Consider the following 16,151-nt stretch of genomic DNA (forward strand, 5'->3'; position numbering starts at 1 on the left):
TGCTGGTGGTGGCGGCGGGTGCTCGGCGCGTGATCACGTACTCGGGACGAGCGGGCCGAACAGCTCGGTGTCCATGCGGTCGAGTGCCAACTTGACGGCGCCGATGAGCGAGGCGTCGCGGCCCAGGCCGGTGGCGCGCAGCTCGATCGCGGGGGTGCGGGCGTTGCGCATCGCTTCACGCACCCGGGGCAGCAGCACGTCGGCCGCGGCTTCCAGACCGCCCCCGAGCACGATGAGCGACGGCGCTACCGTCCACGACAAGGTAGTGAGGATCGACGCGATGTTCTCCACGAATTCGTCGACCTCGGCGAGCGCGGTCGCATCGCCCGCCCGAGCCGCGTCGAAGTGGTCGAGCGCAATGCTCCGTTGGGCCGGTTCCGGTGAGGTGAGCCATGCCACGGGATGGTGCTCGACCGAGCCGGCCGGCATCGACACCGCCTCGACGATCTCGCCCGCGGCACCGTCGAGACCGCGGTGCACGGCACCTCGTATGAGGATGCCGAGACCGGTCCGGTTCCCGAGCACCGCCCACACGACGTTGTCGTGGTCACGGGCTACGCCCCGCCAACGCTCCGCGAGCGCACCGAGATTGGAGTCGTTGTCCGCGAACCAGGGCATCCGGATGCGTCGGGTGAGTTCTTCGGGCAGGTTCACGCCCTCCCAGCGCGTCGTGTGCACCAGGCGCCGCACGACTCCGTCGTCGTCGATCGCACCGCCGCCCGCGACCGCACCGGCTCGAAGGCGGTCCGTCGACCCGCCCGCGGCTTCGAGCGCCTCGAGCACCAGCGCCGCCGCGTCGTCGAGCGTGGTGTGCGGATCCTGGTAGGCGCGCAGCGGCCGGTGCGCGCGGCCAAGGACGCGGCCGCGTACGTCGGCGATGACCGCGGACACATCCACGGTGGTGATGTGCGCGGCCGCCAACAGGGCGTGTTCGGCCCGCAGTTCGTATCGGCGGGCGGGGCGCCCGGCGGAGCCGCTGGTCGGTACGCGCTCCAGCTCGGTCACCCAGCCCGCCTCGACGAGCGAGTCCAGAACGAGCTCGATGGTGCGGCGGGAGAGGCCGGCCTGCTCGGCGAGCGCGGTCAACGTCGTCGACCCGGCCGATACCGCCAGTGCGCGCAGGATGACCGAGGTGTTGACTCGTCGGACAGCGCTCTGGTTCATCCCGTTCATCCCGGACATCAGCACGTCTGCGCTCCCTCGGACGCCGCCCGTACCACGGGATCGAACACGCCCGTGGTGTCAGCCGCGAGCGCCGCGCCGGGCCGACCGTATTCGCGAGCCGGATCGCCGGGCTTCCCGGTCGCCCGCGCCCAGGTCGGCTCCTGGCCGGCGACGAACCCGACCAGATCGGCGTGCGTCAACGTGGCCAGTTCCGCGGGAGGGTTCGGTCCCAGCGCCTCAGCGACGCCTGGCGCGTCGAGTACGTCGAAGAAGAACGGGATGTCGACGCAGTGCGTTGCGCCGCCGAGCACGGGGGAGGGCCACTCGAAGGAATACAACCAGGTGCCGGCGGTGGCGTCGCGACGGGAGACCGCTGCGCGCTGGCAGGCGGCGCGGAACAGGGTGTCCGTCACGCGGGTACCTGCCGCGCGGGCGGCGGCGAGTTCAGCGGCGGCTTGTTCGGCGCCGAAGGAGCGCGGATGGGAGTTCTCGGGTGCGGCAGCGCCGTCGAACTCGTCGCCCGTCGCGCCGAGCAGCAGAGGTACGCCGTGCCCGTGCACGGTGAGTCCGTCGGTGATGGACACCGGCAGGACGTCGTCGCCGACGAACGGGCCGAGTACGAGAGGGGAGTCGGCCCGCTCACTCCGCAGGTCGAGGACACCCTGCTGAAGGTGCTCCACGGTGCGGCTGCCGAACCCGGCTCGCGTCGGCGGCACGCCGAGTCTGTCCCCGAGCCGTTCGAGGAAGGAGCGCGCCGCGTCTCCGCCTACTTCGAAGGTGCCACCGGACAGGCTGACCGCCCTGTGGAAGCGGCCGCGGCCGGCGGGCGACGAGAGCAGCGCGAGCACCGCCGCACCTCCGGCCGACTGGCCGGCGACGGTGACCCGGTCCGGATCACCGCCGAAAGCGGCGATGTTCTCCTGGACCCAGTCGAGCGCGAGCAGCAGGTCACGCAAGCCGAGGTTCGCGGGTACGTCGTCCAGCGGGGCGAATCCGTCGACGCCCAGCCGGTAGCCGACGGTGACGCAGACGACGCCGTCGCGGGCGAAGGCGCGGCCGTCGTACCAGGGACTGGCCGGGCTCCCCGCCAGGAAGGCGCCGCCATGGATCCACACCATGACCGGGAAGGGCACGCGGTCGTCGTCCGCGGCCGGAGCGACGACGCCGAGGTTCAGCACGTCATCGCCCGGCACCGACGGCTCCGGGACGGTGGTCGTGGCGAACAGCGGCACGGCTTGCGAGGTGGCACCGTGCCGGGAGGCGTCGTACGGCTCCGTGAACGGGCCGCGCGGCACCGGCGCGGCGAACCGCCGCGTACCGGTCGGAGCTTCGGCGAACGGGATGCCGAGGAAGCGCCGTACCCGGCCGATGCGACGGCCGATGACCGTGCCTGCGGGAGCATGCACGGTGACCGGCTCGCCGGGCGCGGCGAGTGAGTCCGTCCGATCCATCAGATCCATCAGATCCATCAGATCTGTCCGACGCGTCCGGTCATCCATCGGGGTCACCGCATTCCTGTTCCGGCGATGCCTTGCACGAAGTAGCGCTGCAGGAACAGGAAGAGGAGCAGCACCGGCAGCATCACGACGATCGCCCCGGCGAGCATCAGGCCGTAGTCGGTGACGTGTGCCGCTGCCTGACTGGTGGCGGCGAGGCCCACCGGCAGCGTGTAGCTGGACATGCTCTGAGCGACGATGAGCGGCCAGATGAAGTTGTTCCACGAGAAGAGGAACGACATGATCGTGATCGTCGCCACAGCGGGACCGGCCAACGGGAGGAAGACCCGGAAGAAGATCCGGAACTCACCCGCACCGTCGATCCGGGCCGCCTCGATCAGTTCATCGGGGATCGACATCGCGTACTGCCGCATGATGAATACGGACATCGGCAGGGCCACGCTGGGCAGTGCGATACCGGCGAGGGTGTCCGCCAGCCCCATGTCGACAGTGATCACGAACTGCGTGACGAACACCGTGGTGAACGGCACCATCATCGCCGCCATGACCGCGCCGAACGCGATCCGCTTGCCGGCGAAGTCGAACTTCGCGAGCGCGTAGCCGGCGGCCGATGCCGCCACGATGTTGCCGACCACCACGATGGTCGCGACCACGATGCTGTTGACCATGAACTGGGTGAAGCCCTCGGTCCTGAACAAGCGCACGAAGTTGTCGAAGGTGACGTCATGCGGAAGCCAGGCACCGGGATCGGAGCGGATCTCGTCAAGACTGCGCAGTGAGCCGCTGATCACCCACATGAACGGAAGCATCGTGAGCAGCGCGCACAGAACCAGTGCGCCGTACAGCAGGGGCCGGGCGACGGACCGGCGGCGCAGGGCGATCCGGCCGGTGGTCATGTCAGCGTTCTCCAACGCGGCGACGGCGGTCATGCGCGGGGCCTGAGCAGTCGGAACTGGACGAGACTCACCAGGGCCACGAGCACGAGCATCACGAAGGAAGCGGCCGAGGACATCGCGAACTCACCGGACCCGAACTGGCGGTAGGTGTACAGGGCCACCGATTCGGTGGAACCCAACGGGCCGCCGTTCGTGAGCAGGTACGGCTCGTCGAACACCTGGAGATAGAAGACGGTCAGCAGTACCGACACCATGAGGGTGGTGGGCACCAGCAGCGGCAGGGTGATGTGCCGCAGTTGCCGCCACCGGCCCGCCCCGTCGAGGGAGGCGGCCTCGTACACGTCATCGGGAATCGCCTGCAGACCGGCGAGGAACAGCACCATCGCGGTGCCGACGTTGCGCCAGACGCCGAGCAGGATGACCACCGGCATGGCCAGGTCCGGGTCGTCCAGCCAGTTCGGTCCGGCGAGGCCGACGGCGCCGAGCACCTTGTTGACGGTGCCGTCCTGGTTGAAGGCGTACTGCCAGATCAGTGCGACCGCCACGACGTTCGTGACGACCGGCGCGAAGAAGACCGTGCGGAACACACCGCGCAGGCGCCGGATGCCGGAGTTCAGCGCGACGGCCAGCGCGAATCCGATCCCCATGGTCAGCGGCACACCGACGACCACGAAGACACCGGTGTTCAGGAGGTCCCGTAGGAAGCTCGCGTCCCGGAACAGCCGGAGATAGTTCTCGAGTCCGGTGAAGTCGACCGCGAACGGATGACGTAGATCCGTACCCCGCAGGTCGGTGAGGCTGAACCCGAGCGCGGCCACGGTGGGGATCGCCGTGTAGAGCAGGAACACGAGCGTGAACGGTGCGAGGAACAGCCAGGCGACAGCCGTTCGACGGGCGCCCCGGGAACGACGCGCCTTGCGCGGCGTCCCCGGGACGATGGTGGTGGTCATCGATGGATCACTCCGAACCCGTGCCGAGGCTTTCGGCGTACGACTGGACGTTCGAGGCGGCCTCTTCGGCGGTCTCCGTTCCCTTGGCCACGGCTTCCATCTCCTTGCCCAGCCGGGTCGCGACCTGCTGCCAGGTGCTCACCTGCGGGAAGGCCCGCGTGTTCTTCAACTGCGTGAGGAAGGCGTCCAGCAGCGGCTGGTCCGCGATGGCGGGGTCGTCCCAGGCGGAGATGACGGCCGGCAGCGAGCTGTACGCCTTGTACTGCGAGACCTGGGTGCTCGGCTTCGAGAGGGCGCGGACGAACTTCCACGAAGCGTCCGAGTTGTCGCTGTCGGCGAGCACTCCCCAGCTGCCTCCGGCGGAGAAGGAGGCGCTGCTGGAGGCCCCGGCCGGCAATGGCGCGGTGGCGACGTGGGACGCCGTCCAGCCGTCCTTGCCCGCGGCCTTGTCGAGCTGACCGATGACCCACGGGCCCGTGATCATCGAGGCGGTCTTGCCGTCGGTGAAGTACGGCTGCGCGTCGAGGAACGTGGGCGTACTGGTGTCGGCGGCACCAGAGGTGAAGAACGACGCGTTGTACTTGATCGCGTCGGCCATCTCCGGCGTGTCGAGTGTCCATTTGCCGTCGGAGGAGAGCAGTGAGCCCCCGGCCTGCCAGGCGTACATCGCGGCGTCCTGGCCGTTGAAGACGTCCCAGCCGTTGTCGGCCCCGAGGCCGCGCCCGGCGCCGGCGCCCTGGAGGGCCTTGAAGAACGGCACCATGTCGTCCCACGTGGTCGGAGCCTTGACACCCGCCTTCTTGGCGATGTCGGAGCGGTAGACGAGTGCGTAGGTGTAGGCGTACCAAGGCACGGTGTAGGCGACGTCCTTGACCACACCGGCGCCCCAGAGACTCTTGAAGAAGCTGTCGGGGTCGACGAGATCGTTCGGAACGGGCTGAAGGATCGACGGATCGAGGAACTGCGACTGCGACTCGGGGAAGAACTGGGCGACATCGGGTCCCTTGCCCGCCGCGATCGCCGACTGGAGCTTGGTGTAGTACTCGGCGTTCGGGATCAGCGTGAAGTCCACGTCGAGGTCGGGGTTCTTGGCCTTGAAGGGCTTGATGACCTTGTCGAGCACGTCGGCATCGCCCTGGGCGGCCCAGACACTGATGGTGCCGGTGGCCGGGGAGTCGTCGACGGGCTTGGCGGCGCCTGTCGCGGCGGCGTCACCGTCGCGACCACAGCCCGCGAGGGCGAAGGTGCAGATGAGGGCTATGCCGGCGGTCAACCGTAGGGTGCGGGGTCGCAGGGAGTTGAGCACTCGGGGCTCCGTCTCATGAAGGCGCTGAGTACAGTCATGGGATTTCTGGGGGAAGTAGCTTTTTTGGCCGGATGGACCCGAACGACTCCGAGGACCCGAAGGACCCGATGGGTGCCATGGGACCTATGCGGCCGACAGCGAAGCTACGAATGATGTATTTCGGCCACGTGGCGGACCCGTCACGAATAATTTCGGAACTTGTAGCGAAATCGATTTCGTCACGCTCTGTCTCAACCATCGTCGGCCCGTTTGACCGGTTTTGGGATGCTGTGCCTGGCCGGCGCCGTTGGTGACGAACGCTGGAATCACGCTGAGTTATGGCTGGCGGCCCTCCACCTGGCACGCGATCCTGGCTGGTTCGGCAGAGGCGAGCGGAACGCGCTCAGAGAACGTCGGCCACCGAGAAGATTCCCGGCCCGCTGCTCCCGTACAGCACCTCGCCCACCAGCAGCGGTGGCATCGAACTCGGCGTCAGCTCCTCGAAGGACCGGCCCTGCGTGTCGAAGGACGGGGCGGTTCGCCCGATCTCCTTGCCGGTGCGCGGGTCGAGGGCGAGGATGCTGGTGTCCGGCAGGTTGACGTACAACCGGCCGTCGTGGATGGCCGGTTCGCTGAAGACGCGCAGCTCGCGCGAGCTGGTCCACAGTGGCTTCCCGCGTTTCACATCGAGCGCCAGCAGGGTCTCGTTGCCGTAGTCGAAGATGTACATGGTGTCGCCGTGCACCAGTGGCGGCGCTTCCGGCTCGACGCTCCAGGGGAAGTCGATACGGCGGGTCTTCCCACTGCTGAGGTCTTGGATGAAGAAGGCCGCGGAGACCCCGGTGTTGTCCTCCCAGCGTGCGTAGTACGCCGTGCTGTCGTGGACCGTGGCCAGCCACAGATCGCCCTCGGGCGCCTTGACGGTGCCCAGCGTCTCGCCCGTGCGTGCGTCGAGGCGGGCGATCCCGCCGGAGCCCCCGCGCAGATCGGCGTAGAGCATTCCCTCGGGCCCCTCGTGGAACGGGCTCGGTGAGGTCGAGGTCAGCTTGCGTTGCCACAGCTCCTCACCTGTGCCCGGTTCGTACGCGGCGAAGCGCGCGGTATCGGAAGGTCCGAGCTCGTCCAGCCGTACGAGCAGTACGCCGCTCAGGTACGCGAACTCGCCCACCGGACCGTCCAGATGCCACAGCCGCTTCCCGGTCCTGCCGTCGTAGGCGTCCACTCCCTCGGAGCGGTCGGCGCTGTTGACGTACACCACGTCGCCGTGGACGACGGGCTCGCGCATCGAGAAGCTGCTGACCTCCTTCTCACTCATCGGCTTCGTCCAGTCCACACGGCCCGTCGCGGGGCTCAGCCGCATCAGCGCGACCTGGGGGGAGGAGCAGAAGACACCGAGCGCGCTCGGCGTGCAGGACGGGCCGAAGGGCATCGGTTCGTCCTTGTCCGGCTCCAGCGCGTTGTGCCACGGTTTCCAGCCCGACGGCACCGAACCACGGGGCGCTGCCCGCGGATCGGCTCGGTCACCCTCGCCGACGGCGCTCGTCGGGGCGCCGCTCACCAGGGCCGCGGCCGTACCCCCGATGCCGAGAAGGGCCGCGCCGACGACGGCGATCCACAGCCTCTTTCCGCGCCGCTTCCGGCCAGCCTGTCCGGCCTCTCGGTCAGCCTGTCCGGTCGCTGCGGACGGCACCTTCACTGTTCCCGACAGCACGGTCACCGGGATCCTGGGCGGCTCCTCACCGGCCCCTCCGTCAGGCAGCTCCTCCGGCAGCCCGGCCAGTGCGTCCAGCACGTCACCCGAGGCCGGCCGGTCCGCGGGCTCCTTCGCCAGACAGGCCGACACCAACGGGCGCAGTGGCTCCGGCAGTTCGCCCAGCTCGGGCTCGCTGTGCACGGTGTTGTACGCGGCGAGATAGGCGTTCTCCGCCTCGAAGGGGCTGCGCCCGGTGGCCGCGTACACGAGCACCGCGCCCAGCGAGAAGACATCCACGGCGGAGCCGACCTCGCGCGGGCGGCTGAACTGCTCCGGCGCCATGAACGGCGGCGAGCCCATCACCATGCCGGTCTGGGTGCGGACATCGCTGGTGGCCGCGCGTGAGATGCCGAAGTCGATGACGCGTACGATCCCGTCGGCGCCCTCGCCCTCCAGCAGCACATTGCTGGGCTTGAGATCCCGGTGCACGACCTCCGCACGGTGGATCTCCCGCAGCGCCTCGGCGAGTTCGGTGCCGAGGCGGCGCAGCGCGGGCCAGTCCAGCGGACCCGACTCGGCGACTCGCTCGGCGAGCGTGCGACCCGGGACGAACGTCGTGGCCATCCATGGCCGCTCCGCGTCCGGGTCGGCGTCCACGACCGGCGCCGTGAACGCACCGCTTACCCGGCGCGCGGCCGCGATCTCCTGCCGGAACCTGGCCCGGAACTCGGCGTTGTCCGCGTACCTCGCATGCACGACCTTGACTGCGACGGCCCGCCCCGAGACCGATCTGCCGAGGTAGACGACGCCCATGCCGCCGCTCCCGATGCGCGATTCGATCCGGTAGCCGCCGACAGATCGTGGGTCGTCCTCGCGCAGGGTCACCGTTTCTCCTTCACCGGTTCCGGCCTGGACGGCTTCGGCCCGGACACTCCTGGCATGGACCGCTCACTCTGGGACCGCCCACTCTAGTGGCCGGTCGGTTCGCCCACTGTGCGAGCTGCCGCACCCGGGAGAAAACCGCACCGCCGCGGCAGCGCCGTGGCTGCTCCCGCCCGTACCACAGGACGAGCAGGAGCAGACTTGTTTCGCCGCCGGCTACGCGAGGCCGAGAGGGGTTCCTGTGCTTCCGTCGCCCGCGACGACTTGTCTACGCGCTTGTCGGCGCCGCCTGCTGCACGACCTCGAAGGACCACAGCGTGGACCCGCTCGCCGCCGGCTTGGGGCGCTCTCCGCCCTCAGCGTTCCCGCCCTGGTGGGCCGTCTTCATGGGGCCCTCCATCCAGGCCTGGAAGGATTCCTCGTCACGCCACCGCGTGTAGACGAGGTAGCTGTCGGTGCCTTCGACCGGGCGGAGGAGTTCGAACCACTCGAACCCGTCGGAGTTCTCGACGGCATGGGCACGGGAGGCGAAGCGCTTCTCCAGTGTCTCCCGCTGCTCGGAGGGGACGGTCAGTACGTTGATCTTGACGACGCTCATGGACCCATCCTGCCCCACGGCGACCGGCAGTCGAGGACCGGCTCGTACATCACGCGTCTTCCATCACGCGTCTTCGCGGGGGCGTCGCCCGGGCCGGGATCGCACCGGGGAACGTGACGGTCGGTTCGGCCGGTGTCGTCGCCTCCTTGCGGAACGTTCCGGACCTGGCCGCGGCCTCCCGACTGATCAGGGCCCTCGAGGCCGAGTGGTGACCGGCTCGAGGAACACGCACTCCACCAGCTGACGTGCTGAGGCGCGGAAGCAGCTCGCGTCGACGAGCTCATCACACCGCCCTGCGACCCCTGTTGGCGCAGGGGGCGCACTTGTGCGCACGTGCTGCCGGGCTGAGGAAAACGCTTGGACTCCGCGGGCGCCATCGCGGGACACTGCCATTCCTGGCCTGCCCGTACTCGCGCGTCGACGTCGGCGCGAGCTGCGCGGGGGCTCCGTCGTCGTGCCCCCGGCTGTCGGAGGACGACCCGAGCGACGCACTCACTCGAACTTCGAAGCTCCGCATGGCCCTTGAGGCAACGCCATCTCCCCGGAGAAGCACATGGCGGGCCGCCGCACGACAACCACGGGGTTGGGATGGGATCGCCTGAATCGCGCGAGATTCCGCCGGGCAGGGGCCCGGTGCTCCTCGCACTTCGTCACTACGGACGCGAGTTGGCCCGACTCCGGCGGTTTACGGTGCCCGCGATGCTGCTGCCGGCGCTGGGCAACATCGGTATCAGCTACATCGCGCCGCTGATCGTCGCCAAGCTCGTCGGCCGAATCGCCGACGACACCGGTATCGCCATCGGCTCGACGTTGCCGTACGTCCTCGGCTTCGCCGGTGTCCTGCTGCTCGCGGAGACGCTGTGGCGCATCGGCCTGCACTTCCTGAACCGCCTTGCCGCCCTCGGCGTGGAGCACCTGTACGTGATCGGCATGGACGAGCTGTTCGCCAAGGACGCCGCGTTCTTCCACGACAACTTCGCCGGAGCCCTGACCAAGCGGGTGCTGAGCTTCGCCTCCCGCTTCGAGGAGTTCGTCGACACGCTGACATTCCAGGTCGTGTCCAGCCTCGTGCCTCTGGTGTTCGGGTCGGTGGTGCTGTGGCGCTACGAACCGTTGCTCGTCGTCGGACTCCTGACGATGATCGCGCTGACGGCGCTGTGCGTGACGCCCCTCATCCGTCGCCGTCAGGCACTCGTCGACCAGCGCGAGGCGGCGATCGCCCGGGTGTCGGGCCACGTCGCCGACAGCCTGATGAACATGGACACGGTCCGGGCGTTCGCCGCCGAGGAACGCGAGGCCGCGGAGCACCGGTCACGCGTCGCGGAGTCGCGGCAACTCACACTGAGGTCCTGGGACTACGGCAACCTGCGCATCGACACGCTGGTCGCGCCCATGTCCATCCTGACCAACGCGCTGGGCCTGCTGCTCGCGGTCGCGCTCGGCGGGGGCAGCCTCGGCGTGGAGGCGGTCGTGGTCGCCTTCACGTACTACACCAACGCGACACGGATCATGTTCGAGTTCAACCAGATCTACCGCCGCCTGGAGAGCTCGATGACTGAGGCCGCGCAGTTCACCGAACTGCTGCTGAAGCCGCCGACCGTGCTCGACCCGGCGTCCCCGGAGTCGCTGCTGTCCCGGGCCGCCGACGTCCACTTCGAGCAGGTGACCTTCGCCCACGCGGGCGCGGGGCCGCTCTTCGAGGGGCTCGACCTGGCTGTGCAGAGCGGGGCGAAGATCGGTCTCGTCGGCCGGTCCGGCGGAGGCAAGACCACCCTCAGCCGGCTGCTGTTACGGATGACGGACATCGACGCCGGCCGGATCCTGATCGGCGGTCAGGACATCAGCAGGCTGCGCCAGGCCGACCTGCGCAGCCTGATCGCGTACGTGCCGCAGGACCCGGCGATGTTCCACCGCACGCTGCGGGACAACATCGCGTTCGCCCGGCCGGACGCCACCGACGCCGAGATCCGCCGCGCCGCCGAGGCCGCGCACGTCACCGAGTTCGCCGACGCGCTGCCGGACGGCTTCGACACCATGGTGGGCGAGCGCGGTGTCAAACTGTCCGGCGGACAGCGTCAGCGGGTCGCCCTCGCCAGGGCGATCCTGCGCGACGCGCCGATCCTGCTGCTCGACGAGGCGACCAGCGCACTGGACTCCGAGAGCGAGATCCTGGTCCAGGAGGCGCTCTGGCGGCTCATGGAGGGCCGGACAGCGCTCGTGGTGGCGCACCGACTGAGCACCGTCGCCACCATGGACCAGCTCGTCGTCCTCGACCGCGGACGGATCGTCGAGCAGGGCACGCACCAGGAGCTGCTCGCGTCGGAGGGCGCCTACGCGAAGCTCTGGCAGCACCAGTCGGGCGGATTCCTCGACGACAACCCTGTCGAGGAGAGCCCCGCGCGGGCCGACCTGCTCTGACCGCGAACACGCCTGTCCTGTTCGGCAGTCGAGCACGGTCGGGTCACTGGGCGCGCCTCGGCGCGATCAGCCGAGGCACACCACGAGCAGGCAGATCTGCGATGGCGCGGTAGTGGCCGGCGCGGGGCTTGGCTGCGACGTTCCCGGCTCCGTGCCGTTCGTGCCGTCCGCGCTGTTCTTACCGTCGGTGGCGGCGGGTGCAGGTGTCTGTGTCGTCGCCGCCTCGGGACGGTCGGGGACCGTGCCACCGGAGGCCGGGGAGGCGGTCTGCGGCTGCGGGGCCGACGTCGGCGTCGTACGAGCAGGGGCGGCGGCGTCCGGCTGAGCGCTCGGCGGCGTGGTGCGGGGCGGGGCGGCGGCGTGCTGACGACGCGCGAGGTCGGGCAGCGGCGGCTGTGCGGGTGACGTGGGCGAGGAGGGGTGAGTCCCGGGCCGTGTCGACGTTGGGCGGCTGTGCCGCGCCGACTGTTCCTCCTCGGGGCCGGCGCCGTTCGGCGCCGTGGCCGCTTGAGCGCGATCGCCGGGCTGCCAGTCCATCGCTGCCACCGTCAGGCCGCCTCCGACGAGTGCGACAGCGGTCGCGACCACGGCCCGGCGCTGGTTCTTCTTCCAGCGGGCCCGCTGGCGCCGTCGTGCCGCCCGTCCCTGTGGCGCCGACGGCACGGCCACGAGGTCGCCGGGCGGGGCGGTCTGCGGGGCATCGCTCATGCCCGCTTCTACCGCTGCCTCGTCTGCCATGGCGTGAAGTCGGCCGTCGTACAGCGTGTCGGAGGGGGCCGTGGACTCCCACGCGGCGGCTGTGCCCGTCGTCGCCATGATGGCGGGGGCTGGGACGGTGCGGCCGTCGGCGGTGGCCGGAGCGATGTCCGGGGCGTAGGCACCGCACCCGGGACACACCAGGGCGCCATTGAGATGCCGGCGACACGAGGAGCAGTAGTCCATACGGTCTTCCTGAGTTGACATGCCGTCGACCCGCCGGGCCGGGGGCCCGGTCACGTTCGTACATGGAATCGAGTGGCCAGCAACGCTAACGAGGCTTTGGAAAGAGTGTGTGCACTCTGTGTGAGGCTCCTGCGGGAATTCTCCGGGGGCAGGCAGTGGAGACTCGTCGACCACCTGCCCCCGCGGACCGGTCCGGCAGAGCAGGTGCCTGGCCGGACAGCGCTCACTGGGGGCCGGACTCCGGCTGCACCTAACTCGACGCGCTGCTCGCGAACCACCCCCGCGCACTGGGCATCGCCGAGCCCTCAGCCTCGACCACTTCACCCCGGAGCCGGCGTCGGCCGTTCAGCCGGCGGGCGCGGTGCTCAGGTGGTCAGTTCGGCGAGGTCGGCGGCGTCGAGGCGCAGCCCGGCCGCGGCTGTGTTCTCGGCGAGGTGTGCGGGAGAGCCGGTGCCGGGGATGGGCAGTATGTTCGGTGAGGTGGCGAGCAGCCAGGCTAGGGCGACCTGCGCGGTCGTCGCGTCGTGCCTCTTGGCGACCTGCTCGAGGCGGGCATGCCCGATCGGTTCGAGGCCGCCGCCGAGCGGAAAGAACGGCACGTAGGCGATGCCGTGTTCCACACAGCGGGCGAGTACGGCGGCGTCATCGTTGCGGTGCACGTGGAACTGGTTCTGCACCGCGGCGACCGGCGCGATGCCCAGCGCCTCGTCGAGTTGCGCCACATCGACGTTGCTGACGCCGAGGTGACGGATCAGGCCCTCCTCGCGCAGTGCGGCCAGTGCCGCGAACCGATCGGCCAAGCTCTCGCTGCCCGGCCCGGTCATTCCGCCGACCCGCAGGTAGACGAGGTCGAGCCGGTCGAGTCCGAGGGCGCGCAGATCCTCGGTTACGAGCCCGCGCAGTTGCTCGGGGCCGGCCTGGTCACGGGGTATTCCGTCCGGCCCGCGCAGCGGGCCGACCTTGGTCGCGATCAGCAGCTCGTTCGGATAGGGCGCGAGGGCCGTGCGGATCAGGTCGTTGGCACGTACCTCACCGCGAGCGTAGAAGCCGGCCGTGTCGATGTGGTCGACACCCGCCGCGATTGCCTGCCGCAGCACCGCGATACCGGTCTCCGGATCGCGTGCCGGCCCGCCGAGAGTGCCTGTCGGCAGCCGCATCGCGCCGAAGCCGAGCCGGTTGACGCGGCGGTCGCCGCCGAGCATGAACTGGCCGCTCGCTGCGGCCGTGTTGTCTGTCGTCATGTCTTCATCCTCGGCCGCGAGCACCGGCCGGCCCGCCGAATGGCAACCTGTTGCCACGATCGTCAGGGACACTGCGAGGGTGACCAACGAGACTACGCTGACGGTGCACGGTGAGAGGGAGCTGGCCGCGCGGACCGCCCATCTGTTCGGTGAGACGACGCGGGAGTTCTTCTGCGCCGCCACCGACCTGAACACCTGGGACAGGCCCGAGGCCAGAAGTGCGATCGGGCGCCGCCTGCGGACCAGGCTCGACGGCGGGTTGGTCGTCCGCAAGCTCCTCACGCCGGCCGTATTGGCCGACGAGGAACAGCGGCTGCACCTGTTGGGCGTCGCGGACGCCGGCGGGCAGGTCCGCATCCGCGCCGCGACCCTGCCGCACGAGACGATCATCCTCGACCGCAGAGTGATGATCCTGGCCGGCCGCCGTGACGCGCGCGGCCGCGAGTTCACGATCACCACCGCACCGGCCCTCGTCGAGGGCGTCCACGCGCTGATGCGGGCCACGTGGGACGCCGGCGTCCCCCTCTCCGACTACCTGTGCCCCGAGACCGACGGTCTGGACGCCGACTCGCTCGCCGTGCTGCGAGCGCTCGCGAACGGACTCACCGACGCCGTCGGCGCACGCCGCGTCGGCATGTCCGTGCGGACCTACCGCAGGCGGGTGGCCGAGTTGATGTCCGCGCTGGAGGCCGACTCACGGTTCCAGGCCGGCGTCAACGCGAGTCGGCTCGGTCTCACCGGCAGCTCAGGCGACGTCTAGTAGGGCGCGCAGATTGGTTGGCGCCGCAGGTGCAGAAGCAATGGCAGGCACTGAGCCTCAAGATCACTCGGGTACTACTCCCTGTGATCGAAACGAGGATGTCCGTGCCCGCGCTGCCACGCTGCGTCTGGTGGGACGTCAGCGAACCGCACGGGGCTCGCCCCGGAGGCCGGAAACAGTAACCCCATCTCGGTGTCTGATGCCTGAATCGCGGGCCTTGGACCGGTGGGACACATGGACTCGGGATCCGCAATATCCCCCCAGAGGAGTTGGCCCATGGCGACTGCCGTCGACCGTGAGCCCGCCGACGGCGAGTGGGAGTCCGACCTCGCCCTTGGCGAGACCGGCACCCCGGTCGGCAAGCTGGCCGCGCAGGTCGCGCGGCGGATCGAGGCGAGGGTGATCCGCCAGGGCTGGCCCGTCGGTGAGTCGCTGGGCTCCGAGGCGGACCTGCGTGAGCGCCTGGGAGTGAGCCGTGCGGTGCTGCGCGAGGCGGTACGGCTGGTCGAGCATCACCAGGTCGCCAGGATGCGGCGTGGTCCGAACGGCGGTCTGATCGTCTGCGCGCCCGACGCGGGCCCGGCGACCCGGGCCATGGTGATCTATCTCGAATACGGGGGCACCAGCGTCACGGACCTGCTCCAGGCCCGCCTTCTGCTGGAGCCGATCGCCGCGGGACTGGCCGCGGAGCGGATCTCCGATGAGACCCCTGTCGTCGGCCTCAGTATCCGGAGAACACCTTCCACCTCATCCGCGGCGCATTTCCAGCACGACCTTGCCCCACGGGTGACCGGACTCGACTTCGCGCAGCGCGGCAGCGGCCTCCTCGAAGGGGAAGACTCCGCGGACGTGGGGATCCAGGCGGCCATCCTCGACGCGACGGGCCAGCTCGGTGAGCGTCTTCGTCGAGTTCTGCCGGGAGAGTGACCGGGCGCCGAACCGCGCCGCCGTCTCGGGGGCGGCCACCGTGAGCATGCGGCACTCGGGAGAGATCAGTGCCGAGACACCGTCCAGCGCGTCCGCGCCCACGAGGTCGAGAACCGCGTCGACTCCGGTCGGGAGGACCTTCTCGAGCTGTTCGTCGAAGTCGTCCCTGTCGTACGCGATCGCCGTCGCGCCCAGCGACTCGACGAACTCGCGCTTGGCCGCGCTGGCCGTGCCGATGACCGACACCCCGGCCTCGCGCGCGATCTGCGCCGCCGCGACCCCGACCCCGCCGCCGATGCCCAGGATCAGCAGGGTCTCGTCGGCGAGCAGGCCGAGTTGGCCCACGGCGTCGTACGCCGTCCCGACCGCCACCGGCAGCGCCGCCGCGTCGGTGAACGACAGCGCGGCGGGCTTCAACGCGGTCTGACGAGCCGTCAGGAGAGCGAAGCGCGCATAGCCACCGCAGCCTCTGGCGCTGCTGCCGAACACCGGGTCCCCGACCTCGAACTCCCCGACGCCCTCGCCCAGTTGCTCGACCACGCCCGCGACCTCCCGGCCGAGGACGGCCGGCAGGTCGAGGTGAAGGAAGGCGCGGTGCATACCGGCACGGACCTTCCAGTCCACCGGATTGACGCCCGCCGCGTACACCTCGACGAGCAGTTCACCCGGCCCTGGGACGGGCTTGGGCAGCGCGAGGAACCGCTGCGTCTCCGGTCCGCCGTATCCGGTGAATCCGTATGCTTCGGGCACCGTTCGTCTCCTGGTTTCCTAGGGCCTGTGTGGGGTTGTGATCTGGATCAGGGAGCGGGGCGCGGTGCGTGCGATCGCAAGGCGCCGGAAGGCCCTCGTAGGGGAGCTACCAGGGCGTTTCGGCAACGCGGCGAGCGTGCGTGCCACGCCCCGCGAGCCCAGATCACAACCCCGCACAGGCCCTGGTG

General features: G+C 69.9%; 12 protein-coding genes and 1 pseudogene. 3 read left to right on the top strand and 10 right to left on the bottom strand.

Features of this window, described 5'->3' with window-relative positions; genetic code table 11:
* Positions 1-33: 33 nt before the first annotated feature.
* From ACTWQR_RS06310 to ACTWQR_RS06340, 7 genes are all read right to left on the bottom strand, one after another.
* Positions 34-1,182, bottom strand: coding sequence for an ROK family protein (locus ACTWQR_RS06310; RefSeq protein WP_443226093.1), 1,149 nt, complete (start codon positions 1,180-1,182; stop codon positions 34-36).
* Positions 1,182-2,624, bottom strand: a complete 1,443-nt coding sequence (locus ACTWQR_RS06315) for a carboxylesterase family protein (RefSeq protein ID WP_443225904.1) — start codon at positions 2,622-2,624, stop codon at positions 1,182-1,184. Before ACTWQR_RS06315 ends, ACTWQR_RS06310 begins: the two co-directional genes overlap by 1 nt.
* A 44-nt stretch (positions 2,625-2,668) precedes the next feature.
* Positions 2,669-3,550: a carbohydrate ABC transporter permease gene (locus ACTWQR_RS06320; protein WP_443225905.1), complete on the bottom strand. Its 882-nt coding sequence runs from the start codon at positions 3,548-3,550 to the stop codon at positions 2,669-2,671.
* The gene (locus tag ACTWQR_RS06325) at positions 3,547-4,467 is read right to left on the bottom strand and encodes a carbohydrate ABC transporter permease (protein ID WP_443225906.1); all 921 of its coding nucleotides are present in this window, start codon (positions 4,465-4,467) and stop codon (positions 3,547-3,549) included. The genes ACTWQR_RS06320 and ACTWQR_RS06325 overlap by 4 nt, the downstream gene beginning before the upstream one ends.
* Positions 4,468-4,474: 7 nt before the next feature.
* Positions 4,475-5,740 (bottom strand): sugar ABC transporter substrate-binding protein, encoded by a 1,266-nt coding sequence (locus ACTWQR_RS06330; protein WP_443225907.1) that lies wholly within the window; start codon positions 5,738-5,740, stop codon positions 4,475-4,477.
* A 415-nt stretch (positions 5,741-6,155) separates the two neighbouring features.
* Complete coding sequence (locus ACTWQR_RS06335) at positions 6,156-8,330, bottom strand: protein kinase domain-containing protein (RefSeq protein WP_443225908.1); 2,175 nt, start codon at positions 8,328-8,330, stop codon at positions 6,156-6,158.
* Positions 8,331-8,595: 265 nt separating this feature from the next.
* Positions 8,596-8,925: an antibiotic biosynthesis monooxygenase family protein gene (locus ACTWQR_RS06340; RefSeq protein ID WP_443225909.1), complete on the bottom strand. Its 330-nt coding sequence runs from the start codon at positions 8,923-8,925 to the stop codon at positions 8,596-8,598.
* A 588-nt stretch (positions 8,926-9,513) separates the two neighbouring features.
* Between ACTWQR_RS06340 and ACTWQR_RS06345 the strand changes: the two genes are divergently transcribed.
* Positions 9,514-11,343, top strand: coding sequence for an ABC transporter ATP-binding protein (locus ACTWQR_RS06345; protein WP_443225910.1), 1,830 nt, complete (start codon positions 9,514-9,516; stop codon positions 11,341-11,343).
* A gap of 66 nt (positions 11,344-11,409) precedes the next feature.
* On the opposite strand, the gene ACTWQR_RS06350 is transcribed toward ACTWQR_RS06345, so the two are convergent.
* Positions 11,410-12,306, bottom strand: a complete 897-nt coding sequence (locus ACTWQR_RS06350) for an SCO2400 family protein (RefSeq protein WP_443225911.1) — start codon at positions 12,304-12,306, stop codon at positions 11,410-11,412.
* A gap of 344 nt (positions 12,307-12,650) precedes the next feature.
* Positions 12,651-13,526: an oxidoreductase gene (locus tag ACTWQR_RS06355; protein ID WP_443225912.1), complete on the bottom strand. Its 876-nt coding sequence runs from the start codon at positions 13,524-13,526 to the stop codon at positions 12,651-12,653.
* A 79-nt stretch (positions 13,527-13,605) separates the two neighbouring features.
* On the opposite strand from ACTWQR_RS06355, the gene ACTWQR_RS06360 reads away from it, so the two are divergent.
* Together ACTWQR_RS06360 and ACTWQR_RS06365 are read left to right on the top strand one after the other, a co-directional pair.
* Positions 13,606-14,286: a DNA-binding response regulator gene (locus ACTWQR_RS06360; protein ID WP_443225913.1), complete on the top strand. Its 681-nt coding sequence runs from the start codon at positions 13,606-13,608 to the stop codon at positions 14,284-14,286.
* A gap of 276 nt (positions 14,287-14,562) precedes the next feature.
* A pseudogene (locus ACTWQR_RS06365) lies at positions 14,563-14,766 on the top strand (hypothetical protein); the annotation flags it as partial.
* 267 nt (positions 14,767-15,033) lie between these two features.
* Here ACTWQR_RS06365 and ACTWQR_RS06370 read toward each other — a convergent pair.
* A complete protein-coding gene (locus ACTWQR_RS06370; protein ID WP_443225914.1) occupies positions 15,034-15,963 on the bottom strand; it encodes an NADP-dependent oxidoreductase in 930 nt (309 codons plus the stop codon).
* Positions 15,964-16,151 lie beyond the last annotated feature (188 nt).

The sequence above is a fragment of the Streptomyces sp. 2A115 genome (assembly GCF_052245575.1).
In the GTDB taxonomy this organism is placed as follows: Bacteria; Actinomycetota; Actinomycetes; order Streptomycetales; family Streptomycetaceae; genus Streptomyces.